The organism is Geodermatophilus sp. CPCC 206100 (genome assembly GCF_048569675.1).
GTDB lineage: Bacteria > Actinomycetota > Actinomycetes > Mycobacteriales > Geodermatophilaceae > Geodermatophilus.
On record NZ_JAQISV010000054.1, the window covers coordinates 1 to 24,294 of the forward strand.

24 protein-coding genes are annotated in these 24,294 nt (G+C 75.9%); 19 read left to right on the forward strand and 5 right to left on the reverse strand.

Going from position 1 to position 24,294, the window contains the following annotated elements; translation table 11 throughout:
• Positions 1-5: 5 nt before the first annotated feature.
• The 16 genes from PGN05_RS21755 (at position 6) to menC (ending at position 15,101) form a co-directional block, all read left to right on the forward strand.
• Positions 6-167, forward strand: a complete 162-nt coding sequence (locus PGN05_RS21755) for a DUF2382 domain-containing protein (protein ID WP_419754700.1) — start codon at positions 6-8, stop codon at positions 165-167.
• 120 nt (positions 168-287) lie between these two features.
• The gene (locus PGN05_RS21760) at positions 288-1,202 is read left to right on the forward strand and encodes an AAA family ATPase (RefSeq protein WP_419754661.1); all 915 of its coding nucleotides are present in this window, start codon (positions 288-290) and stop codon (positions 1,200-1,202) included.
• Positions 1,203-1,260: 58 nt separating this feature from the next.
• Entirely contained in the window at positions 1,261-2,364 is a 1,104-nt protein-coding gene (locus PGN05_RS21765) for a vWA domain-containing protein (protein ID WP_419754662.1), read from the forward strand.
• 92 nt (positions 2,365-2,456) lie between these two features.
• Positions 2,457-3,578 (forward strand): XdhC family protein, encoded by a 1,122-nt coding sequence (locus PGN05_RS21770; RefSeq protein WP_419754663.1) that lies wholly within the window; start codon positions 2,457-2,459, stop codon positions 3,576-3,578.
• Positions 3,579-3,585: 7 nt separating this feature from the next.
• A complete protein-coding gene (locus PGN05_RS21775) occupies positions 3,586-4,107 on the forward strand; it encodes a DinB family protein (RefSeq protein WP_419754664.1) in 522 nt (173 codons plus the stop codon).
• Positions 4,108-4,152: 45 nt separating this feature from the next.
• The gene (locus PGN05_RS21780; protein WP_419754665.1) at positions 4,153-4,452 is read left to right on the forward strand and encodes a helix-turn-helix domain-containing protein; all 300 of its coding nucleotides are present in this window, start codon (positions 4,153-4,155) and stop codon (positions 4,450-4,452) included.
• The gene (locus PGN05_RS21785; RefSeq protein ID WP_419754666.1) at positions 4,449-5,123 is read left to right on the forward strand and encodes a ClpP family protease; all 675 of its coding nucleotides are present in this window, start codon (positions 4,449-4,451) and stop codon (positions 5,121-5,123) included. The genes PGN05_RS21780 and PGN05_RS21785 overlap by 4 nt, the downstream gene beginning before the upstream one ends.
• Before the next feature lie 13 nt (positions 5,124-5,136).
• Positions 5,137-5,694, forward strand: a complete 558-nt coding sequence (locus PGN05_RS21790) for a molybdenum cofactor biosysynthesis protein (RefSeq protein WP_419754667.1) — start codon at positions 5,137-5,139, stop codon at positions 5,692-5,694.
• Positions 5,695-5,874: 180 nt separating this feature from the next.
• Positions 5,875-7,383: a sugar ABC transporter ATP-binding protein gene (locus PGN05_RS21795; RefSeq protein ID WP_419754668.1), complete on the forward strand. Its 1,509-nt coding sequence runs from the start codon at positions 5,875-5,877 to the stop codon at positions 7,381-7,383.
• Entirely contained in the window at positions 7,380-8,399 is a 1,020-nt protein-coding gene (locus PGN05_RS21800; protein WP_419754669.1) for an ABC transporter permease, read from the forward strand. Before PGN05_RS21795 ends, PGN05_RS21800 begins: the two co-directional genes overlap by 4 nt.
• Positions 8,400-8,440: 41 nt before the next feature.
• Positions 8,441-9,577, forward strand: a complete 1,137-nt coding sequence (locus PGN05_RS21805; RefSeq protein WP_419754670.1) for a sugar ABC transporter substrate-binding protein — start codon at positions 8,441-8,443, stop codon at positions 9,575-9,577.
• On the forward strand, positions 9,574-10,494 hold the full coding sequence (locus PGN05_RS21810) for a serine hydrolase (RefSeq protein ID WP_419754671.1): 921 nt from the start codon (positions 9,574-9,576) through the stop codon (positions 10,492-10,494). Before PGN05_RS21805 ends, PGN05_RS21810 begins: the two co-directional genes overlap by 4 nt.
• Positions 10,491-12,080: an N-acyl-D-amino-acid deacylase family protein gene (locus PGN05_RS21815; RefSeq protein ID WP_419754672.1), complete on the forward strand. Its 1,590-nt coding sequence runs from the start codon at positions 10,491-10,493 to the stop codon at positions 12,078-12,080. The genes PGN05_RS21810 and PGN05_RS21815 overlap by 4 nt, the downstream gene beginning before the upstream one ends.
• Positions 12,077-12,871 (forward strand): GNAT family N-acetyltransferase, encoded by a 795-nt coding sequence (locus PGN05_RS21820; RefSeq protein WP_419754673.1) that lies wholly within the window; start codon positions 12,077-12,079, stop codon positions 12,869-12,871. The genes PGN05_RS21815 and PGN05_RS21820 overlap by 4 nt, the downstream gene beginning before the upstream one ends.
• Positions 12,868-13,998, forward strand: coding sequence for a M20 family metallopeptidase (locus PGN05_RS21825; protein ID WP_419754674.1), 1,131 nt, complete (start codon positions 12,868-12,870; stop codon positions 13,996-13,998). The genes PGN05_RS21820 and PGN05_RS21825 overlap by 4 nt, the downstream gene beginning before the upstream one ends.
• Complete coding sequence (gene menC / locus PGN05_RS21830) at positions 13,995-15,101, forward strand: o-succinylbenzoate synthase (RefSeq protein WP_419754675.1); 1,107 nt, start codon at positions 13,995-13,997, stop codon at positions 15,099-15,101. Before PGN05_RS21825 ends, menC begins: the two co-directional genes overlap by 4 nt.
• A 9-nt stretch (positions 15,102-15,110) precedes the next feature.
• On the opposite strand, the gene PGN05_RS21835 is transcribed toward menC, so the two are convergent.
• The 4 genes from PGN05_RS21835 to PGN05_RS21850 all read right to left on the reverse strand — a co-directional run bounded on the left by PGN05_RS21835 (position 15,111) and on the right by PGN05_RS21850 (position 19,962).
• Positions 15,111-16,739 (reverse strand): PucR family transcriptional regulator, encoded by a 1,629-nt coding sequence (locus PGN05_RS21835; protein ID WP_419754676.1) that lies wholly within the window; start codon positions 16,737-16,739, stop codon positions 15,111-15,113.
• Positions 16,740-16,777: 38 nt separating this feature from the next.
• Entirely contained in the window at positions 16,778-17,578 is an 801-nt protein-coding gene (locus tag PGN05_RS21840) for a vWA domain-containing protein (protein ID WP_419754677.1), read from the reverse strand.
• Between the two features lie 254 nt (positions 17,579-17,832).
• Complete coding sequence (locus tag PGN05_RS21845; RefSeq protein WP_419754678.1) at positions 17,833-18,726, reverse strand: AAA family ATPase; 894 nt, start codon at positions 18,724-18,726, stop codon at positions 17,833-17,835.
• A gap of 108 nt (positions 18,727-18,834) precedes the next feature.
• Positions 18,835-19,962: an NDMA-dependent alcohol dehydrogenase gene (locus tag PGN05_RS21850; protein WP_419754679.1), complete on the reverse strand. Its 1,128-nt coding sequence runs from the start codon at positions 19,960-19,962 to the stop codon at positions 18,835-18,837.
• Between the two features lie 152 nt (positions 19,963-20,114).
• On the opposite strand from PGN05_RS21850, the gene PGN05_RS21855 reads away from it, so the two are divergent.
• The 3 genes from PGN05_RS21855 to PGN05_RS21865 all read left to right on the forward strand — a co-directional run bounded on the left by PGN05_RS21855 (position 20,115) and on the right by PGN05_RS21865 (position 23,533).
• Positions 20,115-21,560 carry a bifunctional 3-(3-hydroxy-phenyl)propionate/3-hydroxycinnamic acid hydroxylase gene (locus tag PGN05_RS21855; RefSeq protein WP_419754680.1) on the forward strand — a complete coding sequence of 482 codons (1,446 nt, stop codon included), beginning with the start codon at positions 20,115-20,117 and terminating at the stop codon, positions 21,558-21,560.
• 127 nt (positions 21,561-21,687) lie between these two features.
• Positions 21,688-22,221: a hypothetical protein gene (locus PGN05_RS21860; protein WP_419754681.1), complete on the forward strand. Its 534-nt coding sequence runs from the start codon at positions 21,688-21,690 to the stop codon at positions 22,219-22,221.
• A gap of 109 nt (positions 22,222-22,330) precedes the next feature.
• Positions 22,331-23,533: a cysteine desulfurase-like protein gene (locus tag PGN05_RS21865; RefSeq protein ID WP_419754682.1), complete on the forward strand. Its 1,203-nt coding sequence runs from the start codon at positions 22,331-22,333 to the stop codon at positions 23,531-23,533.
• Positions 23,534-23,597: 64 nt separating this feature from the next.
• On the opposite strand, the gene mftR is transcribed toward PGN05_RS21865, so the two are convergent.
• The gene (gene mftR / locus PGN05_RS21870; protein WP_419754683.1) at positions 23,598-24,191 is read right to left on the reverse strand and encodes a mycofactocin system transcriptional regulator; all 594 of its coding nucleotides are present in this window, start codon (positions 24,189-24,191) and stop codon (positions 23,598-23,600) included.
• Positions 24,192-24,294 lie beyond the last annotated feature (103 nt).

A 24,294-nucleotide genomic window follows, 5' to 3' on the forward strand; every position in this document is an offset into this window, starting at 1 on the left:
CCGTCGTGGCCAAGGAGGCCGTGCCCGTCGAGCGCGTGCGCCTGGACACCGAGACGGTGACCGACACCGAGACCGTCTCCGCCGACGTCCGTCGCGAGGAGATCGAGGTCGACGGCGACCGCGGCCGCGGCCTGGGTACCGACCGGGACGACGACCGGCGCGTCTGATCCCCCGCCCGGGGATCCGGGCACGCAGGACCCGTGGCGGTGGCCGGCCGAGACCCGTTCTCCGGCCGGCCACCTGCCGTCCGGGGGCCGGGGGTGCGGTCCGGGTGGGATGCTCGGGGCGTGAGCGAGAGTGCGGTCCGCAGCGTGGCCACCCCCGACGGCGGCTTCGCCGACCCCGGCGAGCTGGCCGCGGCCCTGGAGGCCAGCGGCTACCTGCCCGACGAGGGCCTGACGACGGCGGCCTACCTGGCGCTGGCGATGCACCGGCCGCTGTTCCTCGAGGGCGAGGCCGGGGTCGGCAAGACGGCGCTGGCCCAGGCGCTGGCCCAGGTCACCGGCCGCCCGCTGTACCGGTTGCAGTGCTACGAGGGCCTGGAGGCCAGCCAGGCGCTCTACGACTGGGACTTCGGCCGCCAGCTGCTGCACCTGCGGGCCGCCGAGGCGGCGCACGCCACCAGCGACACCGAGAGCCTCGAGGCCTCGCTGTACGACCGCCGCTTCCTCCTGGCCCGGCCGCTGCTCCAGGCGCTCGAGGACTCGCCGAGCGTGCTGCTGGTCGACGAGGTCGACCGCGCCGACGACGAGTTCGAGGCGTTCCTGCTCGAGGTGCTCTCCGACTTCACCATCTCGATCCCGGAGCTGGGCACCATCCGGGCGCAGACCCCGCCGCTGGTCGTCCTCACCTCCAACCGCACCCGCGAGGTGCACGACGCGCTCAAGCGGCGCTGCCTCTACCACTGGCTGCAGCACCCGGACTTCGACCGCGAGGTCGCCATCCTGCGCAGCCGGCTGCCGCAGGTCACCGAGCAGCTGGCCCGCGAGGTCGCCCGGGCGACGGCGAAGCTGCGCACCCTCGACCTGCTCAAGCCGCCGGGCATCGCCGAGGCGATGGACTGGGCGACGGCGCTGCACACCCTCGGCGCGCGCGACCTGGACCCCGACGTCGCCGCCCGCACGCTGGGCGCGGTCCTCAAGTACCGGGAGGACACCGACCGCGTGCACGGCATGGTCCGGGGTGCGCTCTTCGGTGGCTGACAGAGGACCCCGTCCCCCTCACCCCTCGCAGGCTCAGGGTGAGCCTCCGGACGGGGCCGTGCGGGACGTCGTCGACACGGTGCTGGGCTTCGCGCGCACCCTCCGGCACGCCGGCGTCGCCGCCTCGCCGGACCGGGTGGAGGCGATGCTGGCCGCGGTCGGCGCGCTCGACGTCCTCGACGCCACCGACGTCTACTGGGCCGGCCGGCTGACCCTGTGCGGCGGTCCCGACGACCTCGACCGCTACGACGCCGCCTTCGCCGCCTGGTTCGGCGGGGAGGCCCCGCGGCCGACCCGTTCCGCGCCGCAGCCGGACCGGCAGCTGGCGACGACCGCGCCGCTCGAGCCGGGCACCGGCAGCGGGGACGACGCCGACGAGCCGCCCGAGCTGGCCGGGACGGCCAGCGCGGACGAGGTGCTGCGCCACCGGGACGTCGCCGAGATGACCGTCGCCGAGCGGGAGCACCTGCGCCGGCTGTTCGCGCTGCTGGTGCCGGCCTCGCCGATGCGCCCCTCGCGCCGCCGGCGGGCCAGCGCGCACGGCTCGGTGCACGCCTCCCGCACCGTGCGGCACGCGCTGCACGACGGCGGCGAGGTCAGCCGGCTGCTGTACCGGCGGGCGCGGCCCCGGCCGCGGCGCGTCGTCCTGCTCGTCGACGTCTCCGGGTCGATGAGCCCCTACGCCGACGCGCTGCTGCGCTTCGCGCACGCGGCGGTGCGGGCGCACCCGGTGGCCACCGAGGTGTTCACCATCGGCACCCGGCTGACCCGCGTCACCCGGGAGATGCGGCTGCGCGACCCGGACAAGGCGCTGGCCGCCAGCGGCACCGCGATCCCCGACTGGTCGGGCGGCACGCGGCTGGGCGAGGTGCTCAAGGCCTTCCTGGACCGGTGGGGGCAGCGGGGCACCGCGCGCGGTGCGGTCGTCGTCGTCTGCAGCGACGGGTGGGAACGCGGCGGCACCGACGTCCTCGCCGAGCAGATGGCCCGGCTGCACCGGCTGGCGCACGCGGTGGTCTGGGTGAACCCGCACAAGGGGCGGGAGGGCTACGAGCCGCTGACCGCGGGCATGCAGGCCGCGCTGCCCTCGATCGACTCCTTCGTGGCGGGGCACAGCATGGCCGCGTTCGAGGAGTTGGTGGGAGTGATCTCCCGTGCCTGAGAGAGGACCCCGTTCCTCTCACCCTTCGCGAGCTCAGGGCGAGCCTCCGAACGGGGCCGTAGGGTCGCCACACCGAGAGAGGAGGCCGTCCCATGCGTGACGTGCTCGAGGACCTGATCGGCTGGTGGCAGGCCGGCGAGACCGTCGGGATGGGGACGGTCGTCGCCACCTGGCGCTCGGCGCCCCGCCCCGCGGGCGCGTCCATGCTGGTCGGCCCCGACGGCACCGCGGTCGGCAGCGTCTCGGGCGGCTGCGTCGAGGGCGCGGTCTACGAGGAGGCGCGGGACGTCGTCGACAGCGGCGTCCCGACGCTGGAGCGCTACGGCGTCAGCGACGACGACGCCTTCGCCGTCGGGCTCACCTGCGGCGGCATCCTCGACGTGTTCGTCGAGCGGGTCAGCCGCGAGTCCTTCCCCGAGCTCGGTGAGATCAAGGAGTCGATCGACCGGCACGAGCCCGTCGCCGTCGTCACGTGCGTCGGCGGCCCCGAGGACCGGGTCGGCCGGCGGCTCGTGGTCTGGCCGGACCGCATGTCGGGCACGCTGGGGCTGCAGCGGCTGGACGACGCCGTCGCCGCCGACACCCGCGGGATGCTCGCCGCCGGCCGCACCGCCATGCTGCACGTCGGGCACGACGGCGAGCGGCGCGGCGACGACCTGTCGCTGTTCGTCAACAGCTTCGCCCCGGCCGCCCGGATGGTCGTCTTCGGCGCCATCGACTTCGCCGCCGCCGTCGCCCGGGTGGGCGCGTTCCTCGGCTACCGGGTCACCGTCTGCGACGCCCGGCCGGTGTTCGCGACGGCCAAGCGCTTCCCCGACGCGCACGAGGTCGTGGTCGAGTGGCCGCACCGCTACCTGCAGAGCGAGGTCGACGCCGGCCGGATCGACGAGCGCACCGTGCTCTGCGTGCTCACCCACGACCCGAAGTTCGACGTCCCGCTGCTGGAGGTGGCGCTGCGGATCCCGGTGGCCTACGTCGGCGCGATGGGGTCGCGGCGCACGCACGAGGAGCGGCTGGCGCGGCTGGAGGAGGCGGGGCTGGCCAAGGAGGAGCTGGCGCGGCTGTCCTCGCCGATCGGGCTGGACCTCGGCGCCCGCACGCCGGAGGAGACGGCCGTCTCGATCGCGGCGGAGATCATCGCCGGGCGGTGGGGCGGCACCGGCGAACGGCTGACCGGCATCGAGGGCCCCATCCACAAGACCGCCGAGCGCTGAGGCGGCGATGGCGCCCGAGGACACCCGCGACGAGCCCCCGCTCACCGGGGACGAGGCCACCCTCCTGTCCGCCTTCCTGGACTTCCACCGGCAGACGCTCGAGTGGAAGTGCGCGGGCCTGACGCCGGAGCAGCTGGCGACGAGGTCCGTCGCCACGTCCGACCTCACGCTGCTCGGCCTGGTGCGCCACCTGGCGGCGGTGGAGACCGGCTGGCTGGTCGGGTTCGGCGGGCTGCCGGCCGACATCTGGCCGGAGGTCCTCCGGGACGGCGACGAGCACTGGCGGGTCGATCCGGGCAGCGTCACCGCGGCGGAGGTCGAGGCTGCCTGGGCGACCTGGCGGGCGGCCGCCGGCGCCGTGCGGGAGGTCGTGCAGCAGGTTCCCCTGGACACCCGGGACCGGCCGTGGGGGCGCGACGAGGAGCACTCCCTGCGCTGGATCCTGCTCCACCTGATCGAGGAGTACGCGCGGCACAACGGCCACGCCGACCTGATCCGGGAGGCCATCGACGGGGCCACGGGGGAGTAGCCGCGGGCCTCCCGTACATAGCGGGAGTGCGATACCTTCTCCGCTATGACGCCGCCGTCCCGCCGCAGCCGCTTCCCGGGGCTGGAGAACGTGGGCGAGCGGCGTCGTGAGCTCATCGAGGAGCTGGTCCGGGTGCGCCGGGAGACCGACCTGAGCCAGACCGAGATCGCCGCGCGCATGGGGACGTCACAGTCCGCCGTGGCCCGGCTGGAGAGCGGTGAGCTCGACGCCCGGCTGTCCACGCTGGAGCGCTACGCGGCCGCCTTGGGCCGCACCGTCGACTGGCAGGTCCGGCCGTCCGCGTCGTCCCCCCTCCCGCCCACCCCGACGCAGGAGCCCCGATGAACCGACCCCTGGCCGCCTGGCCGCCCGTGCCGCCCGGCCCGCCCGATCCACCGTTCCCCCCGCGGACGCCGGAGTGGCCCCACCCGCCGTGGCAGCCGGGATCGCCGCCGCCCGTCCCGGGCCCCTCCTCGGCGTCGGCCACGGTGGTCCTCGGCGGCGTGGACTGGCTGGCCGAGCGACTGCTCGAGCAGCGCGTGGTCACCCTCGCCGGTGAGCTGGACCCCGCGGCGGTGAACCGGGCCGTCGCCGAGCTCGCGCTGCTCGACGCCACCGGGGACGAACCGGTCCGTCTGCGGCTGTCCGGCGTCAGCACGGACCTGGACGGCGCCCTCACCCTCGTCGACGCCCTCGACCTCGTGGGCGCGCCCGTGCACGCGACCTCGCTGGGCACCCTCGCCGGCCCCGCCCTCGCCGTGCTGGCCGTCGCCGGCTCCCGGCGGGCCGGGGCGCACGCGACCTTCCGGCTGTGCGAGCCGCGGTCGCCGCGCGGTGTGCCGGGGCCCCAGGTCGAGGCCCGGGCCGCCGAGCTCGCCCGGCAGCTGCGCCGGCTGCAGGAGCGGCTGGCCGAGGCCTGTGGGCGCCCGGTCGAGGAGGTCGCCGCCGACATGCGTGCCGGGCGGGTCCTCGACGCCGGCGAGGCCCGCGCCTACGGCCTGCTCGACGACCGTTAGGCCACCGCGCGGGGTGCTCTGGGACGTCGAGGTGGTCGGGCTGCTCGCCTCGCCCGTGCACCGCTACGCCGGCCGGCCGGGCGGTGCCGTTCCGGGGCAGGACGGTGACCGGCGCACGGCGATCGAGGTGCGCGCCGGCGTCGGCGTGGTGGGCGACCGCTACGCCGGCCGGCCCGCCCACCGGGACGCCCAGCTGACCGTGCTCGCCGTCGAGGCCCTCGAGTCGCTGGCCGCCGACCTGGGCGTGCCGCCGTTCGACCCGCACCTGGCCCGGCGCACCGTCGTCCTGCGGGGTGCCGAGGTGGAGGCGCTCCGCGGTCAGGAGTTCTCCCTCGACACGGGCGGGGGTGTCGTGCGGCTGCGCGGTGGCCGCCCGGCGAACCCGTGCGGGTGGATGGACGTCGTCCTCGCCCCCGGGGCGCACCGCGGGCTGCGGGGGCGCGGCGGCGTCCGGTGCGCCGCGCTGTCGGACGGCGTGCTGCGGCTCGGTCCCGCCGTCCTCACCGCGCCGGTCCCGCTGGACCCCGCTCGGGCCGGCGACGCCGTCCACCCGGCGGCCCGGCCGCGCTGACCCGGGGCGCGCGTCCGGCCGCGGACGTTGCGGCGGTGTTGCCGCGCCCTTGTGGGTCCGTGTCCCGGCCCCGATCTCGTCCCGACGGCCAACGGATCGGTCCGACCTTCGTGCTGCTGGACGTAGAACGGCCCGTTGCCCCCGCCCTACCTTGGCTCCACCGAAGCCATGGGAGGTGCGATGCAGGGCGAAGCCGCGGCGCTGACCGTCGAGGGTCTGGTCAAGCAGTACGGGCGCCAGCGGGTCCTCGAGGGCGTCTCCTTCGCCCTGCGCGAGGGCGAGGTCGCCGCGCTGCTCGGGGAGAACGGGGCCGGGAAGTCGACCCTGGCCAAGATCCTCGCCGGCGCCATCCAGCCCGACGAGGGCACGATCGCCGTCGACGGGACGCCGGTCAGCTTCAGCAGCCCCCGCTCGGCGCTGCTGCAGGGCATCTCGTTCATGCCGCAGGAGCTGATCTACGTCCCGCGGCTGACGGTCGCCGAGAACGTCTGCCTGGGCCGGCTGCCCGGCCGGCTCGGCGGGACCAGCCCGCGGGCCATCCGCCGCCGGGCCCGGGAGGAGGCGCGCGCCTTCGACCTGGACCTCCCGATGGACCGCACCATGGACTCCCTGCCGCTGGCCCAGCAGCAGCAGGTCGAGATCCTCAAGGCGCTGGCCCGCCGCTCCCGGATCCTCCTGCTCGACGAACCGACCGCCGCGCTGTCCTCGCACGACAGCGAGCAGCTGCTCCAGCTGACCACCACGCTGGCCGCCCGCGGTGTGGCCGTGCTCTACATCAGCCACCGCCTCGACGAGGTGTTCCGGGTCTGCGAGACCGCGCACGTGCTGCGCAACGGGCGGCTGGTGCGCTCGGCGCCGGTCGCGGAGACCAGCCCGCGCGAGGTCATCGAGCTGATGCTGGGCCGCCCACCGGAGGAGGCCGAGTTCTCGGGCGCGGCGCGCGGGCCGGCCCAGCCGGTGCTCGAGCTCGAGGCGTGGTCGCGCGAGCAGCGCCCCGCGCTGCACGACGTGTCCCTGACCGTCGGCCGGGGCGAGATCGTCGGCCTGTACGGGGTCCGCGGCTCCGGGGCCGAGACGGTCGCCGAGACCCTGGGCGGCCTGCACGACGACGTCAGCGGGCGCACCGCCGTCTCCGGCCGTCGGCTGCGCCGCATCGCCAGCCCGATCGACGCCCGCCGCGCCGGCATCGCGTACGTGCCGGCCGACCGCAAGTCGCAGGGCCTGGTCCTCATCATGCCGATCGTCCAGTCGCTGTCCCTGCCGGTGCTGCGGACCCTCACCCGCTGGGGGGTCATCCGCCGCGGGCAGGAGCGGACCGCGGCCCGCCGCCTGGCCGAGCAGGTGCAGCTGCGCGCCCGCAGCGTGAACCAGCCGGTCGGTGAGCTGTCCGGCGGCAACCAGCAGAAGGTCCTGGTCGGCAGCCGGCTGGCCGCCCGCCCGACGGTCCTGGTGCTGCAGGAGCCCACCCGCGGCGTCGACGTCGGCGCCCGCCTGGAGCTGCACCGCCTGCTGCGCGGCCTGGCCGACGAGGGCACCGGTCAGCTGCTCGTCACGTCCGACATCGAGGAGGCCGTCGGCCTCAGCGACCGGCTCCTCATCGTCCGGGACGGCCGGATCGTGCACGAGATCCACCGCCCCACCCACGCGTCCCAGCTCGAAGCGCTGCATGCCGCAGGAGGTCCCCAGTGAGCACCACCGACACCCCCGCGACCGACGTCGGCGCCGCCGCCGACCCCGCGGCCGCCCCGCGCTCGCGGCGGCTGTCCATCAGCGACGGAGCGCTGCAGACCCTGCTGCTGTTCGGCTTCCTCGTCGCGATCGCGGCCTACTTCACCTCGCAGGACCCCGACTTCCTGACCACGCGCAACGGCCTGAACATCCTGGTGAACGCCAGCGTCATCGGGATCGTCTCGCTGGGCCAGCTGCTCGCCCTCATCTCCGGCGGCTTCGACCTGTCGGTCGGCGGCATCGTGCCCCTCGGGGCGGTGAGCTTCGCGCTGCTGGTCAACGCCGGCTACGGCGTCGCGACGGCGGTCCTGCTGGTCCTGCTGCTCGGCGCGGCCGCCGGCGTGGTCAACGGCCTGCTCATCGCCCGGGCCAGGATCAACCCGCTGATCGCCACCCTGGGCACCCTGTCGGTCGCCGGCGGGCTGGCCCTGACGCTGGCCGACGGCGTCCAGGTCCCGTTCGACGACGTGTCGGACGGCGTGCTCACCCAGCGGTCGCTGTTCGACATCAACAACCACGTCTGGATCTTCCTGGGCCTGTCCCTGCTGCTGTTCGTCGTCCTCCGGTACACCTCCTACGGCCGGCAGCTGTACGCCGTGGGCGGCAACAAGCAGGCCGCCCGGCTGGCCGGCATCCGGGTGGACCTGGTGACCATCAGCGTCTACGTGGTCTCCGGGGCGCTGGCCGCCCTCGCCGGCGCGGTGCTGGCCAGCCAGCTCCTCACCGGTTCGGGGACGGCCGGCACCGGCAGCGGTCTGCAGTCCATCACCGCGGTGATCCTCGGCGGCGCCAGCCTGTCCGGCGGGGTCGGCGGTGTCCCCGGGACGCTGATCGGCGTCCTCATCCTCGGGGCCCTCTCCAACGGCATGGCCATCCTCACCGTGCCGTCCTTCTTCCAGACGATGGCCACCGGCGCCGTCCTCCTGCTCGCCGTCGGCATCAGCCAGTACCGCAGCTCCCGTCGCGCCGCCTCCTGACCGCGCGACGGACCCGGCACCCCCTACCGAGAGGAAGTCCCATGCGAGGCACCCCGCGCGTCCGGACCACGGCCGCCGCCGCGTCCCTCCTGCTGCTGGCCGCCTGCGGCTCCGGCGGGTCCGATGACTCCGGCGGCGGGGGTGGGGGCGGTGACACGTTCGAGATGACGTTCGCCAACTTCACCGAGGCCGCGCCGCTGTTCCGGGTCATCCACACCAACCTCGACGACGTCCTCGCCGAGGGCGACTCCGGGCTCGAGGTGTCCTGGTACGACAACGCCGGCGACCCGGCGAAGATGACCGAGAACGCGCAGCTCATGGTCCAGGCCCAGCCGGACGCGATCGTCATGTACCCGGTGTCGGCCGCCACGCAGGGCATCTCGCAGATCCTCGGCGACAGCGGGATCCCCTGCATCTCGGTCAACCTGGACACCGAGGCCTGCGACTTCCTCAACATCGACAACCGCGCGCTCGGCGAGCAGACGGCCGAGATCGTCGGGCAGATCGCCGCCGAACGCGGCTGGAACGCCTCCAACACCACCGTGCTCATCGGCCAGAACGCCGCCTCCGGCGAGCAGGTCAACGACTGCGTCCGGTACTTCTACACGACCATCGCGCCGCTGCTGGGCATGGAGGAGGTCGAGCCCTCCGCCATCACGCCCACGACGACGGCCATCGGCGCGAACGCCATCCAGTTCGACGGGGCCTCGACCCTGCAGCCGTCCTTCGAGGCGGTCAGCAACCTGCTGCCGAGCATCCCGGCCGACAACAACATCATCCTCTACACGGTCAACAACGACTCCACCGCCGGCGCGCTGCGCGCCCTGGAGGAGGCCGGTCGCGGCGGCGACGACACCCTGCTCATCGGCGGCCTGGGTGGCGACGAGACCGGCATCACCGCGCTGCGCGACGACCCGCGGTGGGTCGCCGAGGGCGACATCTTCGTCTCCTGGTGGGGCGCCTACGCCGCGGCCATGGCCAAGGCGGTCGCCGAGGGCGCCGAGCCCCCGGCCGACGTCACCCCGCTGCCCCAGATCGTCCTCGACAAGGAGACGGTCGACGAGTACCACGAGCCGGGCAGCGTGGAGGTCTCGCAGCTCCCGCCGCTGGTCGACGACAACCAGTTCCTCGAGGACAGCGGGGTGCTGGAGTACGTCCGGGAGGTGGCCGGGCTGTGACCGCGGGGCACCTCACCGACAGCGGCCCGCGGGTCGACGTCCACACCCGGATCGCCGACCTGGCCGGCCGGTTCAGCGGCCGGCTGGCGGTCGCCGCCGTCGACCTCACCACCGGCGAGCGGGTCGAGTGGCAGCCCGACCTGCTGCTGCCCACCGCCAGCGTCATCAAGGAGCCGATCCTCGTCGCCCTGCTGCGGGCGGCCGAGGCCGGCGACGTCGACCTGGACTCCCGGGTGGTGCTGGAGGCCGACGCCCGGGTCGGCGGCTCCGGCGTCCTCAAGCTCTTCGCCGGCGGCCTGCAGCCGACCGTGCGGGACGTCGCGACGCTCATGATCGCGGTCAGCGACAACACCGCGACCAACATCGTGCTGGACCTGATCGGCGGCCTCGAGCCGGTCAACGACGCGATGGCCGAGCTGGGGCTGGCGACGATCCGGCTGCACAACGCCGTCGACTTCGCGCTCATCGGGGACGACGTCCGGCGCCTGGGCGAGGCGAGCGTCGGGGACCTCTGCGAGCTCGGGCGGCTGATCGCCACCCGGCAGGCCTTCGGGGAGGCGGTGAGCGCGGCCGCCGAGGACATCCTCGCGACCCAGCAGTACCTGGACCAGGCCATGCGGTACACGCTGGCCAACCCCTACGCGCGGGAGCTGGGCCTGGTGGCGCCGCTGTCGGTGGCCAGCAAGACCGGCTTCTTCACCGGGACGCGGGTGGACGCGGGCATCGTCCGGTTCGGCTCCGGGGGCGGCTTCGCCTACGCGGTCGCCAACCACGAGGCCAGCGACACCTCGTTCCTGCCCGAGGCCGAGGGCGCGGTGGTCAACGGCCTCGTCGGGCGCGCGCTGGTCGAGCACTGGTGGCCGGCCGACGCCGGGGCCGCGCCGGTGGTCCCGACGCCCTACGAGGCGGCGCCGTGAGCCCCCGCACGCTGCTGCGCGACGCCCTGGTCGTCGACGGCACCGGCGCCCCGGCCCGAGCCGGCGACGTCCTGGTCGAGGGCGACCGCATCGCCGCGGTGGAGCCCCCGGGCCTGCTGTCCGGGGACGGTGCGGCGGTCCGGGAGCTCGGCGGCGCCGTCCTGTGCCCGGGGTTCGTCGACGTGCACTCGCACGCCGACAACGCCCCGCTGCTCGCCGAGGACGACCAGTCCAAGATCACCCAGGGCGTGACCACCGAGGTCGTGGGCAACTGCGGCTTCAGCCTGGCGCCGATCTCGGCAGCCCACCGCGACGACCTCCAGGGGCTGATGAGCCGCATCTTCCCCGCGATGGTGGCCGACTGGAGCACCTTCCCCGAGTTGTTCGCCACCCTCGACGGCGCCGGCTACGTCACCAACTACGCGCCCCTGGTCGGGCACCACTCGCTGCGGGTGGCGGCCATGGGCATGGCCGACGGCGCGCCGGACGCCGACCAGCTGGCCGCGATGCGCCACGCCACCGAGCAGGCCCTGGAGGCCGGCGCCTTCGGCCTGTCCACCGGCCTGATCTACCCGCCGGGGCTGTTCGCGCGCGACGCGGAGATCCAGGCCCTGGCCGAGGTCATGCCGGCCGACCGGCCCTACGTCACGCACATGCGCGGCGAGGGCCGGATGCTGCTCGACAGCATCAGCGAGGCGATCCGGATCGCCGAGGGCTCCGGCCGGCCGCTGCAGGTGTCCCACCTCAAGGCGGCCGGGCGCGCGGTGTGGGGCCGCATGGGCGAGGCGCTCGCCCTGCTCGACGCCGCCCGCGACCGCGGGGTGGACGTCACGCACGACGTCTACCCGTACCTCGCCGGCAGCACGATGCTCACCGCCACGCTCCCGCCGTGGTTCCAGGAGGGCGGGAACCCGTCGGTCCTGCGGCGGCTGGAGGAGCCGGCCAGCCTGGAGCGGCTGCGCCGCGACATCGAGGCCGACGACGGCGACTGGGAGAACCACGTCACCGCCTGCGGCTGGGGCGGGATCGTCGTGGCCTCCACGCGGAGCCACACCCACGACGGCAAGAGCATCCAGCAGATCGCCGAGGAGACCGGCGCCGACCCCCTCGACGCGCTGGTCGACGTGCTGCGCGCCGAGGAGCTCGAGGCCAGCATGATCATCTTCTCGATGCGGGAGGAGGACCTCGTCGAGGCCCTCGCGCACCCGCTGACGATGGTCGGCTCCGACGGCCTGCCCCCGGGGGGAGGGGGCCGCCCGCACCCGCGCATGTGGGGCACGTTCCCGCGGGTCCTCGCCCGCTACGTCCGGGAGACCGGCCTGCTGTCGCTGGAGGAGGCCGTCCGCAAGATGACCTCGCTGCCGGCCCGCCGCTTCGGCCTCGCCGACCGCGGGGAGGTGCGCGCCGGTGCGGTGGCCGACCTCGTCGTCCTGGACCCGGCGACGGTGCAGGACGAGGCCGACTACGCCGACCCGGTGCGCCCCGCCAGCGGGGTCCTCGACGTCCTCGTCGGCGGCACGGTCGTCGTCGACCGCGGCAGCTACGTCGGGACCCGGGCCGGCCGCCGGCTGGCGCCCTCGTCGTGACCCCTCGATCGGGCATCGCCGCCTCGCTCGTGGACCGGGCCCGTGACGACGCCGCCCGGGCCGCGGCCGCGGCGGGGGTCGAGGTGGTGGCGGTCACCGACGGCGACGTCTCCGGCGTGCAGGACGTCCTCGCCGGCGTGTGGGGCGACCAGCAACGGATCCAGGCCAACCTGCTCATGGCCATGTCGCACGCCGGCGCCACGGTGGGTGCCGCCGTGCGCGACGGCCGGGCGGTCGGCGCCTGCGTCGGGTTCCTCGGCTGGACCGGCGGCGTGCACCTGCACTCGCACATGGCCGCCGTCCGGCCCGGTGTCCGGGCGGGCGGCATCGGGTACGCGCTCAAGCTCTGGCAGCGCGGGGTGTGCCTGGCTCACGGCGTGGACGAGATCCGCTGGACCTTCGACCCGCTGGTGCGGCGCAACGCCTACTTCAACCTGGCCAAGCTGGGGGCGCGGGTCGTCGACTACCGGCCGGACTTCTACGGGGAGATGGACGACATCGTCAACGCCGGCGACCACAGCGACCGGTTCGAGGTGAGCTGGGCGCTGGCGTCGGCGGACGTGACCGCGGCGCTGCGCGGCCTGGCCGAGGTGCCCGACCGGCGGGACCCCGTCGTGCCCCTGCCGGAGGACTACGACCGGCTCCGGCAGGAGGACCCGGGAGCGGCCCGCCGGTGGCGGGAGCGGACGCGCGCGGCGCTGGCCGAGCACTGGGCGGCCGGGCGCCGGCCGATCTGGGCCGGCACGGGCTACGCGTTCCGGCCGGTCGACGCCGGGCGGGCCGGCTGGTGACCGCCGTCCTGCCCGCCCGGGTGCCGGACGGCGAGCTCCTGGCGCAGGTCGAGCGGCTGGTGATGACCGAGTCCCCCAGCGAGGACCTCGCGCTCACGCGGGCCTGCGCCGGCGTGGTCGGCGGGCTGGTCTCCGAGGTGCTCGGCGAGCGGCCCCAGGAGCTGGACGTCGACGGGCGCCCGCACCTGCTGCTGCGCTCGGGCGCGGAGCGGCCGGTGCTGCTGCTGGCCCACCTGGACACCGTCTGGCCGGCGGGCACGACGGCGGACTGGCCGTTCTCGGTGGCCGGCGACACCGCGACCGGGCCCGGGGTGTTCGACATGAAGGCCGGGCTGGTCCAGGGGCTGCACGCCGTCCGGACCGCGGGGGTGGCCGGTGTCGACCTGCTCGTCACCAGCGACGAGGAGATCGGCTCGCCGACGTCCCGGTCGCTCATCGAGCGGGAGGCCCGGCGGGCGCGCGCCGTCCTCGTGCTGGAGCCCAGCGCGGACGGCGCCCCCAAGACCGCCCGCAAGGGCGTGTCCATGTACCGGCTGCTGGTGACCGGCCGGGCCAGCCACGCCGGCCTGGAGCCCGAGGCCGGGGTCAACGCCCTGGTCGAGCTGGCCGCCCAGGTCGCCGCGCTCGCCGCCCTCGGGGACCCCGCCGCCGGCACGACGGTGACGCCGACGGTGGCGCGGGCCGGGACGACGACCAACACCGTGCCGGCGACGGCGGAGACCGCCCTCGACGTGCGGGCGTGGACGGCGGCCGAGCAGCAGCGGGTCGACGACGCGCTCCGCGCGTTGACCCCGACGCTGGACGGCGCGGCGCTGCAGCTGCTCGGGGGCGTCAACCGGCCGCCGCTGGAGGCCGCGGCGTCCACCGCGCTGATGGCCCTGGCCGCACGGTGCGCCGCCGAGCTGGGGTTCGCCCTGCCGGACGGGCGCGCGGTCGGCGGCGGGTCCGACGGCAACTTCACCGCGGGCATCGGCGTCCCCACCCTCGACGGCCTCGGCGCCGTGGGCGCCGGCGCGCACGCCCGCGGCGAGCGGGTGTCGGTGCCCGCCCTCGCCGAGCGCACCGCCCTGGTGGCCCGGCTGCTGCAGGTGCTGACGAACGACGACGCCCAGGAGGACACCCCGTGAAGGTCGAGATGGTCGAGCTGCGGCGGATCGCGATGCCGCTGGTCCGGCCCTTCCGTACCTCGTTCGGCACGCAGACCGCGCGCGACATCCTGCTGGTCCGCGTGGTGACCGACGTGGGGGAGGGCTGGGGGGAGTGCGTGGCGCTGGCCGACCCGGTCTACAGCAGCGAGTACGTCGCGGGGGCGCAGCAGGTGCTCCGGCAGTACCTGGTGCCGCAGGTGGTGGCCGCGCCCCTGGGCTCGGCCCGGCAGCTGGCCTCCCGGGTCTCGGCCGTGATCGGCCACCGCATGGCCAAGGCGGCGCTGGAGACGGCCCTGCTGGACGCCGAGCTGCGGGCGGCGTCCCTGTCCCTGGCCGCCTACCTCGGCGGCGTCCGCGACCGGGTCGACTGCGGGGTCTCGGTGGGCATCGCGCCGTCGGTCCCCGAGCTGGTGGACGAGGTGCGCGGCTACGTCGAGCAGGGGTACCGCCGGATCAAGCTCAAGGTCGAGCCCGGCTGGGACCTCGAGCCGATGGCCGCCGTCCGCGCGGAGTTCGGCGACGACCTGCTGCTGCAGGTGGACGCCAACACCGCCTACACGACCACCGACCTGCGCCACCTCGCGCGCTTCGACGACCTCGGCCTCCTGCTCATCGAGCAGCCCTTCGCCGAGGAGGACATCGAGGCCCACGTGCGGCTGGCCGCGACCATCGCGACGCCCGTCTGCCTGGACGAGTCGGTGGTGTCCGCGGCGTCGGCGGCCGACGCGATCCGCCGGGGCGCGTGCAGCGTGGTGAACGTCAAGGCCGGCCGGGTCGGCGGGTACCTGGAGGCGGCGCGGGTGCACGACGTCTGCGCGGCGCTCGGCGTCCCGGTGTGGTGCGGCGGCATGCTGGAGACCGGCCTCGGCCGGGCGGCCAACGTCGCGCTCGCCTCGCTGCCCGGCTTCACCCTGCCCGGCGACACGTCGGCGTCCAGCCGCTTCTACCGCGAGGACATCACCGAGCCCTTCGTCCTCGAGGACGGCCGGCTGCCGGTGCCGCAGGGACCGGGCATCGGCGGGCTGCCGCTGCCGGAGGTCCTCGACCGGGTCACGACCTCCCGCGAGGAGCTGCGCGCCTGAACCGGCGGCTCAGCGGGGCGGCAGCGCGCGCAGCTGGAGGGCCGCGACGATCCGCTCGGCCGGCTCGGCGAGGTCCAGGCCGACGAGCTCCTGGAGGCGGCGCAGGCGGTACCGGAAGGTGTTCGGGTGCACGCCCAGCCGCTGGGCGGCCACGCGGACGTCGCCGAAGGCGTCCAGGTGGGCCGCGAGCGTGTCCACCAGCGCGCCGGACCGGTCCGCCTCGGCCAGCGCCTGCACCTTCCCGTCCCGCAGCTCCGGGCGCTCGCGCACCAGGTCGACCAGGTCCAGCAGGGTCACCTGGCTGCGCACCGCCGCGTGGGTGACGACGGTGTCGCGGACCAGGCCGTGCCGCAGCACCCGCAGCGCGCTGTCGGCGTGCCGGCGGGACCGGGCGATGTCGCGCGGCGCGGTGGCCAGCGACCCCACGGACGTCAGCACCTGCAGCCCCGTGGCCCGCGCGGCGTACCGGGCGGCGTCCGTGGCCGCGCGCAGGGGTGCGGCGTCGTCGTCCCCCGCGGCGGGGACGACGGTGTAGACCCGCGGGCCCTGCTCGACGACGAGCCCCCGGCGGCCCAGCGTGGCCCAGTGCGTGCTCACCGCGCGGGCCAGCCGGGCCCGCTCCGGAACCGCCTCCCGGGACTCCATGACCACCACCCAGTGGGCGTCCTCGAGCCGCAGCCCCGCGCTGGTGGCCAGCAGGTCGGCCGGGCTGCCGCCGGCCAGCAGGTCGCGGGCGACGTCCTGGGTGCGGGTCTGGTCGGACTGCAGCTCCAGCCGGTGGTAGAGCATGTGCAGCGCGGCCGTGCGGGCCGCCTCCTGCAGCGCCGCCTCGCTGTCGGCCCGCAGCGGCCCGCCGGACTCGGCCACCCACAGCGAGCCGAGGAACTCCCCGGCCGCCCGGATGCCGACCGCCCAGCGCGGCCCCAGCCCCAGCTCGGGCACCGGCTCGGTGTGCACCACCTGGTCGGTGGAGCGCAGCGCCGAGAACACCCCGCGCTGCTCCAGCAGGGTCACGAACGGCCCGGGCACGGCCCGGCCCAGGATGGTCTGCTTGCGCGGCTCGTCCACCTCGGCCCGGATGCTCGAGTACGCCAGCACCCGGTAGCTCGGGTCCTCCACGGTGACGGCGCCGCCCACCCGCCGGGCGACGTCGGTGGCGAAGGCGAACAGGTCGCCGAGGACCGCCGGCTCCGGCTGGTCGGCCGGCCCGGCCGGCGCGCTGACCAGCGCCGCGCGCAGCAGGCTGGCCAGGTGGGCCCACGGGGTCGGGGCGGCGACCAGCAGCGCCACGCCCTGGGCCTCGGCCTGACCGGCCAGCGCGCGGTCCAGCGGGCGGCCGCTGCGCAGCACGACGCCGGGCAGGTCGAGGGCGGCGGCGTGCGCCAGCACCTCGCCCACCGCCGCACGCGTCGGCTCGGTCCCGACGGCCAGCAGCAGCTCGCCGGGCAGCGCGTCGGCCGCGGCGCCGTCGTGGATGCACACCCCGCCGACCCGCCGGGACAGCAGCGCCACCGACGTGGTGACCGGGCGCAGCAGGCCCGGGCCGACCCGCGCCAGCAGGTCGCCGACGGTCACCCCGGTGTAGGCCGGGTCCACGGTTCCCGGCCGCTGGTCCCCGGCCGCCGACGACGGCGTCACGCCCGGGATCCTGCCAGCCGTGCCCGGGCGGGCTCCTCTCAGCCGAGGACGGCGCGCACGGCGGCCGGGGCCTGGGTCGGCCGGTGCAGCGGGGCGACCCGGCCGTCGCCCGCCGCGGCGAGGGCGGCGCAGTTGGCGACCGACTCCGGCTCGTCCGACAGCGAGAGGACGTGCAGGTGCGCGCCGGCGCGGGCCAGCGCGGCGGCGGCCGGCAGCGGGTCGGGGCTGTCGGTGGGCATGCCGTCCGACAGCAGCAGCACGTCCCGCGCGGCCGCCCGGGACCGCGCCAGCTGCCCGGCCGCGGTGCGCAGCCCCAGGTCGAGGTCGGTGGTGCCCCCGCCGGACAGGTCGAACAGCCGGTCGATGACGGCGTCGGTGCGCGGGTCGGGCGACAGGGGGCGCAGCACGACCGCCTGCGACCAGAACGCGACGACGGCGAGCTCGTCCTCGGGCCGCATCCGCTGGGACAGCGCGGCGGCGGTGAGGACGGCGACTGCCAGCTCGTCCCCGGCGACCGACCCGGACGCGTCGACGAGCAGCACGCAGGCGCGGCCGGTGGAGCGCCAGCCGCGGGTGTGCAGGTGCTCGGCCCGCCAGTGCGGCTCCGCGCCGCGGGCGGCCAGCGTGGCGTCGAGGTCCACGTCGGTCCCGGTGGGGTCCCGCCGGGTCACCACGCGGCGGGTGCCGGGCCGGTCGGGGATGCCGGCCCGCGGCGTGCCCACCGGCAGCCGGCAGGCGAGGGCCCGGGCGGCGGCGCGCAGCCCCGGGTCGAAGGCCCGTCCCATCGCGGTGAGCAGCCGGTTCGCGGCCTCGGGGTCGCGCGCGGTGAGGTCGGCCATCGCCTCCTCGTCCAGCTCGCCGAGCTGCGGCGAGACCTGCTGGAACTCCGGGTACGCGCGGGCCAGCTCGTCGCGGCCGGCCTTGCGGGCGGCGTGCTGCTGGAGCAGCTGCTCGACGTCCTCGGCGTCCTCGACCGGCGCGGGCTGCGGCGGACGGCGCCCGGGCGGGTCCTGCAGACCGCCGGGCCCCGGCGGGGGTGGTGGTGGCGGCGGTGGTTCGGCCGTGTCGGCGGGGTCGCCCGGGTCCTCGGGCGTCAGGCTTTTCCCAGCTCCTCACCCGCCCGCCGCCAGATGTCGGCGACGACGTCCTCCACCGGGCGGGCCGTGCCGTCGGCCAGCGTGACCTTGCCCGTGAGCGCGGCCAGGGCCGCGTCCAGGCCCGCGGTGTCGTCGACGGCGTCCGCGCCGCGCACGGTCGCCAGCTCCAGGGCGATCAGGACGGTGTCGATGGCCCCGCGGACGGAGGACCCGATCCGCAGCTCGGGGTGGTCGCGGGTGATCCGCACCGTCCGCACCGAGCGGGCGACCAGCTCCTGCGGCCCCTCGGTCGCGGTGCCGACGACGGCGAGCTCGGCCGCCTCGTCCTGGTAGCCCATCGCCACCCGGCAGGAGCGGTCGTAGAGCGCCGGCGTCACGCGGGCGGTGCCCACGGCGTCGAACGGGTTCATGGCCGCGACCAGCCGGAAGGTGGGGCGGGCGGTCACCCGGCCGAAGCGGGGCACGTGCATCTCGCGCTCGGACAGGACGCCGAGGAGGACGTTCATCGTCTCCTCCGGCACCCGGTTGAGCTCCTCGACGTAGAGGATCGCGCCGTCGGTCATCGCCCGGGTGAGCGGCCCGGGGACGAAGTTCTCGGCGCGGTAGTCCTCGGTGAGCACCCGCGAGGCGTCGTGGTGGCCGACCAGCCGGGTGGGCGTGAGCTCGGCGTTGCCCTCGACCAGGACCAGCGGCACGCCGGCGCCGTCGGCCAGCGCGCGCAGCAGCGTCGTCTTGCCGGTGCCCGGCGGGCCCTCGAGCAGGACGTTGCGCCCGGCCGACAGGGCCGCGGCGACGACCTCGGCCTCGCGCAGGCGGGCGACGACGCGGTCCCGCGCGACGCGGACCATGCCGGTCACGTCGAGCCGGCGCGCGGTGGTGGTGGTGCTCACGAAGGGGGTGCTCCTCGGGTTCGTGCGACGCGCGACCGGGGCGCTCCCCAGGGGGAGCGCCCCGGCCCTGGTGACGTGCTGGAACGGCCCCTGGCGGGGCAGGGTCCCTCAGCTGTGCATGATCACACCGCGCAGGTTCTTGCCGGCGTGCATGTCCTCGTAGCCCTGGTTGATGTCGTCGAGCTTGTAGCGGTTGGTGATCAGCTCGTCGAGCTTCAGCTTCCCCTCCTGGTAGAGCCGCAGCATCTTCAGCATGTCGGCGCTGGGGTTCTGGTCGCCGAACAGGGCGCCGCGGATCTCCTTGGTGAACAGCGCGAACATGCTGGGGTTGATCGGGATGCCCACCTCGGTGAGGTCGCCGAGGCCGGTGATGACGACCCGCCCGCCCTTGCCGATCGCGTCGAACGCCTGGGCGACGTGCTCGCCCTTGATGACCCCGACGGTGATCAGCGCCTTGTCCGCGCCCTGGCCGTTGGTGACGCTGCGGCCGAACTCGGCGGCCTCCTCGATGCTGCTGAAGGCGTGCGTCGCGCCGAACTCCTGGGCCTTCTCGCGCTTGAACCCCACCGGGTCGACGGCGATGACGTGGCTGGCGCCGGCGTGCGCCGCACCCTGGACGGCGTTGATGCCGATGCCGCCGATGCCCATGACGATCACCGTGTCGCCGGCGCGCACCTCGCCGGCCTGCACCGCGGTGCCCCAGCCGGTGCCGACGCCGCAGCCGACCAGGCAGGCCACGTCCAGCGGGATGTCCTCCGGGATCTTCACCGTGGAGCGGACGTCGACGGTGGTCACCTCGGCGAAGGTGCCCAGGCCGCACATCTGCCCGACCGGCGTGCCGTCCGGGGTGGCGAAGCGGAAGCTCTCCGCGTCGTCCCAGCGCGAGCCCACCAGCAGGTTCGCGCCGGAGTCGCAGATGTACTGCTGGCCGTTGGCGCAGTAGCGACAGCGGCCGCAGCCGGGCAGGAACGAGAAGACGACGTGGTCGCCCTCCTTGAAGCCCGGGGTGTTCTGGCCGACCGCGGTGACCACACCCGCGCCCTCGTGGCCGCCGAGGAAGGGGTAGTGCCCGACGGGCATGTCGCCGGTCGCGACGTGGTCGTCGGAGTGGCAGAGGCCGGAGGCGGCCACCTTGACCTGCAGCTCACCGGTGCGCGGGTCGTCCGCGACCAGGTCGGTGACCTCCCACTTGCCGGGTGCGGAGCGCATGATCGCGCCGCGGGTGTTCACGGGCACAGGGAACCTCCTCTGGCCCTCGCCGTGGAGGGCCGTCGTGCATGCACGAGCGCATGACCGTGTCCGGCACGCTATGGCGCGCGTCACACCCATGGGAAGCCGGGTGCAACCTCCCCGCAACTCCACGGCCCGCCCGCTGGGAGAGTGGCGGGGTGGCAGGCGGACCGGTGGTCGTGGTCGGCGCCGGTCCGGTCGGGCTGACCGCGGCGCTGCTCCTGGCCCGCCGTGGGCTCTCCGTGGTGGTGCTCGAGCGGCAGCCGGCGCCCTACGCCCGCCCGCGCGCGGTGCACCTGGACGACGAGGCCCTGCGTGCACTGGCCGACGCCGGCGTGGCCGAGGAGTTCCTGGCGCTCAGCCGGCCGATGGCGGGGCTGCGGCTGCTCGACGGCCGCCGGCGCACCCTCGCCGAGTTCCGGCGGGCCGCGTCCGCGGGACGGCACGGCTGGCCGCAGGGGTCGATGTTCCACCAGCCCGACCTGGAGGACCTCCTGCTGGCCGCCGTCCGCCGCACGCCCGGGGTGGAGCTGCGCACCGGCGTCGAGGTGACGGGGCTGGCCCAGGACGGCGGGGTGACGGTCACGGCCGTCGACCGGTTCACCGGCGCGGGGATCGAGCTGGCGGCCGCGGCGGTGCTCGGCTGCGACGGGGCCAACAGCACGGTGCGCGGGCTGCTCGGCGGGCGGATGCGCGACCTCGGCCGCCCGGCGCGCTGGCTGGTCGCCGACCTCCGCTGGGCGCCGCCGCTGCCGGTGTGGCCCGGCGTGCACCAGGTCTGCGACCCGCACCGGCCCGCGACCTTCATGCCCGTCGCCGGTGACCGGTACCGCTGGGAGTTCCGGATGCGGCCGGGGGAGACGCTCGACTCGCTGCGGGCCCGCCTGCCCGGCCTCCTGGCGCCCTACGGCGCGTCGGCCGCGGAGGTGGTCCGCGTCGCCGAGTACGTCTACCGGGCCCAGGTGGCCGACCGCTGGCGGAACGGCCGGGTGCTGCTGGCCGGCGACGCCGCGCACCTGACCCCGCCCTTCATCGGCCAGGGGCTCGGCCTCGGGCTGCGCGACGTGCACCAGCTGGCCTGGAAGCTCGCGGCGGTGCTCACCGGGGAGGCGCCCGAGGAGCTGCTCGACACCCACGCGGCGGAGCGGGTGCCGCACGCGCGGGCCCTGGTGCGGGTCGCGCTGCTGGTCGGCGCGCTGATGACCGGCGGGGGGCGGCGGGTGACCGGTCTGCGCCGCGGCGTGCTGGCCGTCGCCCGCCGGGTGCCCGCCGTCGCCGGCCTGGCCACCGACAGCCGCACGCCGTCGCTGCGCCCGGGCCCGCTGGTGCGGCGCGACGGGCGGGCGGGGCGGCGGCTGGCCGGCACGCTGCTGCCGCGCGCGCGGGTGGCCGCCGGGGGTCGCACCTGCCCGGTGGACGACGTCCTCGGGCCCGGGACGGCGCGGCTGCGGCTGCTGGCGCCCGGGCGGCTCGGGGTGCGGCCGCAGGGCTCGCCCGAGGTGGTGGTGGCCGACGTCGACGGCGCGCTGACCGCGTGGCTGCGGCGGGCGCGGGCCGCGGAGGTCGTCGTCCGCCCCGACCGGATCGTGCACTCGGCCCGCTGACCCGCGGTGTGTGCACACAGCGCGGTGTCCAGGCCCTCGGAACCGCGCTGTGTGCACGAACCGCGAGCGCTCACCCGACCGGGTGAGCGGCTGGCTCCCTGATCACCTCCCGCACACCATGGCGCGCGTGCGCGCATGGTTGGAGAAGGCCCCGTGGTGGGTGTTGTCCCTCGTCACGGGTGTCTTCTTCGCCGTCTGGATGTCGCTGGCCGGCCGGCTCCTGCAGGGACAGAGCTGGGCCGGTGCCGTGGTCGGCGGGGTGGTCGGAGGCGTCCTCTTCGGACTGCTGATGGGCCCGTTGCTCGCGCGGCAGCGGCGCCGGGTCCACGAGGCCGTCGGCACCGACCGGACCGACCTGCTCCGCCGGGCCGGCCGGGTGGCCGTCCGCGGATCCCTGCCCGAGGACCCTGAGCTGCGGGAGGCCGCCCGTCGCCTAGCGCTCGTGCAGCGGTCCCTCCTCCTCCGCCAGCGCAGGTGGGCGCTGCCCTTCTTCGTCCTGTTGCTGGCCCTCGCCCTGACCTTCGCCCTCACGCGCACGCCCGCGTGGCCCTGGTGGCTGGCGGTCGTGTTCTTCGGCGGCCTGCTGTCGGTCCAGGTGCTGCTCCCACGCCGGCTGGCGCGGCGCGCGGCGCAGCTCGCCTCGCCTGACGGGGACGGCTGACCGTCGCGCTGTGTGCACGCAGCGCGGTGTCCAGGCCCTCGGAACCGCGCTGTGTGCACGAACGGTGGCCGGTGCGGGCCCGCGGCGCGGGCCTGGGCATGCTGGCCCGGTGAGCTACGACGTCGAGGCCGTCCGGTCCTGCTTCCCCGCCCTGCGCGCCGGGACGGCGCACTTCGACGGCCCGGGCGGCTCCCAGGTGCCCGAGCAGGTGGCGGCGGCGGTGGCGGCCACGCTGACCGCGCCGATCGCCAACCGCGGGCGGGTCACCGCGGCCGAGCGCACCGCCGACGACGTCGTCCTCGCGGCGCGGGCGGCCGTCGCCGACCTGGTCGCCGGGGACCCCGGCGGGGTCGTCTTCGGGCGCAGCGCCACCTCGCTGACCTACGACCTGTCCCGCACGCTGTCGGCCGGCTGGGGCCCCGGCGACGAGGTGGTGGTGACCCGGCTGGACCACGACGCCAACGTGCGGCCGTGGGTGCAGGCGGCGCACGCCCGCGGGGCGACGGTGCGCTGGGCGGAGTTCGACCCGGCCACCGGCGAGCTCGCGCCCGAGGCGGTCGGCGGGCTGCTCAGCGACCGCACCCGGCTGGTCGCGGTCACCGGTGCCTCCAACCTCATCGGCACGCGCCCGGACGTCGCCGCGATCACCGCGCTCGCGCACGACGCCGGCGCGCTCACCCACGTCGACGGCGTCCACCTCACCGCGCACGCCGCGGTGGACGTCGCCGCGCTCGGCGCCGACTTCTACGCCTGCTCGCCGTACAAGTTCCTCGGCCCGCACTGCGGCTGCCTGATCGCCGCACCGGCCCTGCTGGACACCCTCCACCCCGACAAGCTGCTGCCCTCCACCGACGCCGTCCCGGAGCGGTTCGAGCTGGGCACGCTGCCCTACGAGCTGCTCGCGGGCACCACCGCGGCGGTCGACTTCCTCGCCGGACTGGGCGGCCCGGAGGGCGACCGGCGGGCCCGGCTCGAGGTCGGCCTGGCGGCGGTGGAGGCGCACGAGGACCGGCTGCGGGAGCGCATCGAGGACGGCGTCCGGAGCCTGCCGGGCGTCACCGTGTGGTCCCGGGCGCGGCGGCGCACGCCCACGCTGCTGCTGACCTTCGCGGGTCGGGACGCCACCGATGCGTACCGCTTCCTCGCCGCCCGCGGGGTGAACGCGCCGGCCGGCTCCTTCTACGCGATCGAGGCCTCGCGGTGGCTCGGGCTGGGCGACGCCGGCGGCCTGCGGGTGGGCCTGGCCCCGTACAGCGACGACTCCGACGTCGACCGGCTGCTGGGCGGCCTGGCGGAGTGGCTGGCCGCCTGAACGGCCGCTGGGAACCGGCTGTGGTCCACCGTCGGGCAGGCACCTCGAACCGTCGGTGCGAGGGTCAGCGGGTGCGCAGGGTGGGGAAGCCGGCGGCGAGCTGGTCGAAGGCGGCGTGCAGGTCGTCGCCCAGGGACGTCGTGCCGTCGGCCAGCCACACCTCGAAGGCGGTGGTCGCGGCGGCGCGGGTGGTGGTGGCGACCAGGCGGGGGAGCAGGGCGTCCGGTGCCTGTCCGGCGCGCCGCGCGACGTGCTCGGCGACCACCCGGTCGACGTCGGCGTAGCGCACCTGCGAGTGCGCCTGCAGCGCCGGCTCCCCGAGGATCAGCGCCATCCGCTGCCGCAGCATCGGCAGGTCGGCCGCGGCGTAGTCGTTGACCTCGACGTACGCCGCGCAGATGGAGGCCAGCACCGGCTGGTCGGTGCGGGCCGTCGAGAGCAGGCGGTCCAGCCGGTCGACGTGCGAGCCGAAGTCCCCCCAGACCGCGTCGGCCTTGGTGGCGAAGTACCGGAAGAAGGTGCGCCGGCTGATCCCCGCCGCGTCGGCGATCTCGTCGGTGGTGACCTGCTCGAAGCCCTTGCGCGCGAACAGGTCGAGGGCGGCCTGCTCGATGCGGGTCCGCGTCTCGGCCCGCACGTCGCCGACCACCACCGTCACGCCTCCCATCTTGCTGCACCCGGTGCCGGGGACGGCGTTCCCGCTCACCCCGACGGAGGGGATCCGCGCCCCCGGACCCGGTGTTGCCGGTGGCACTGGGTGT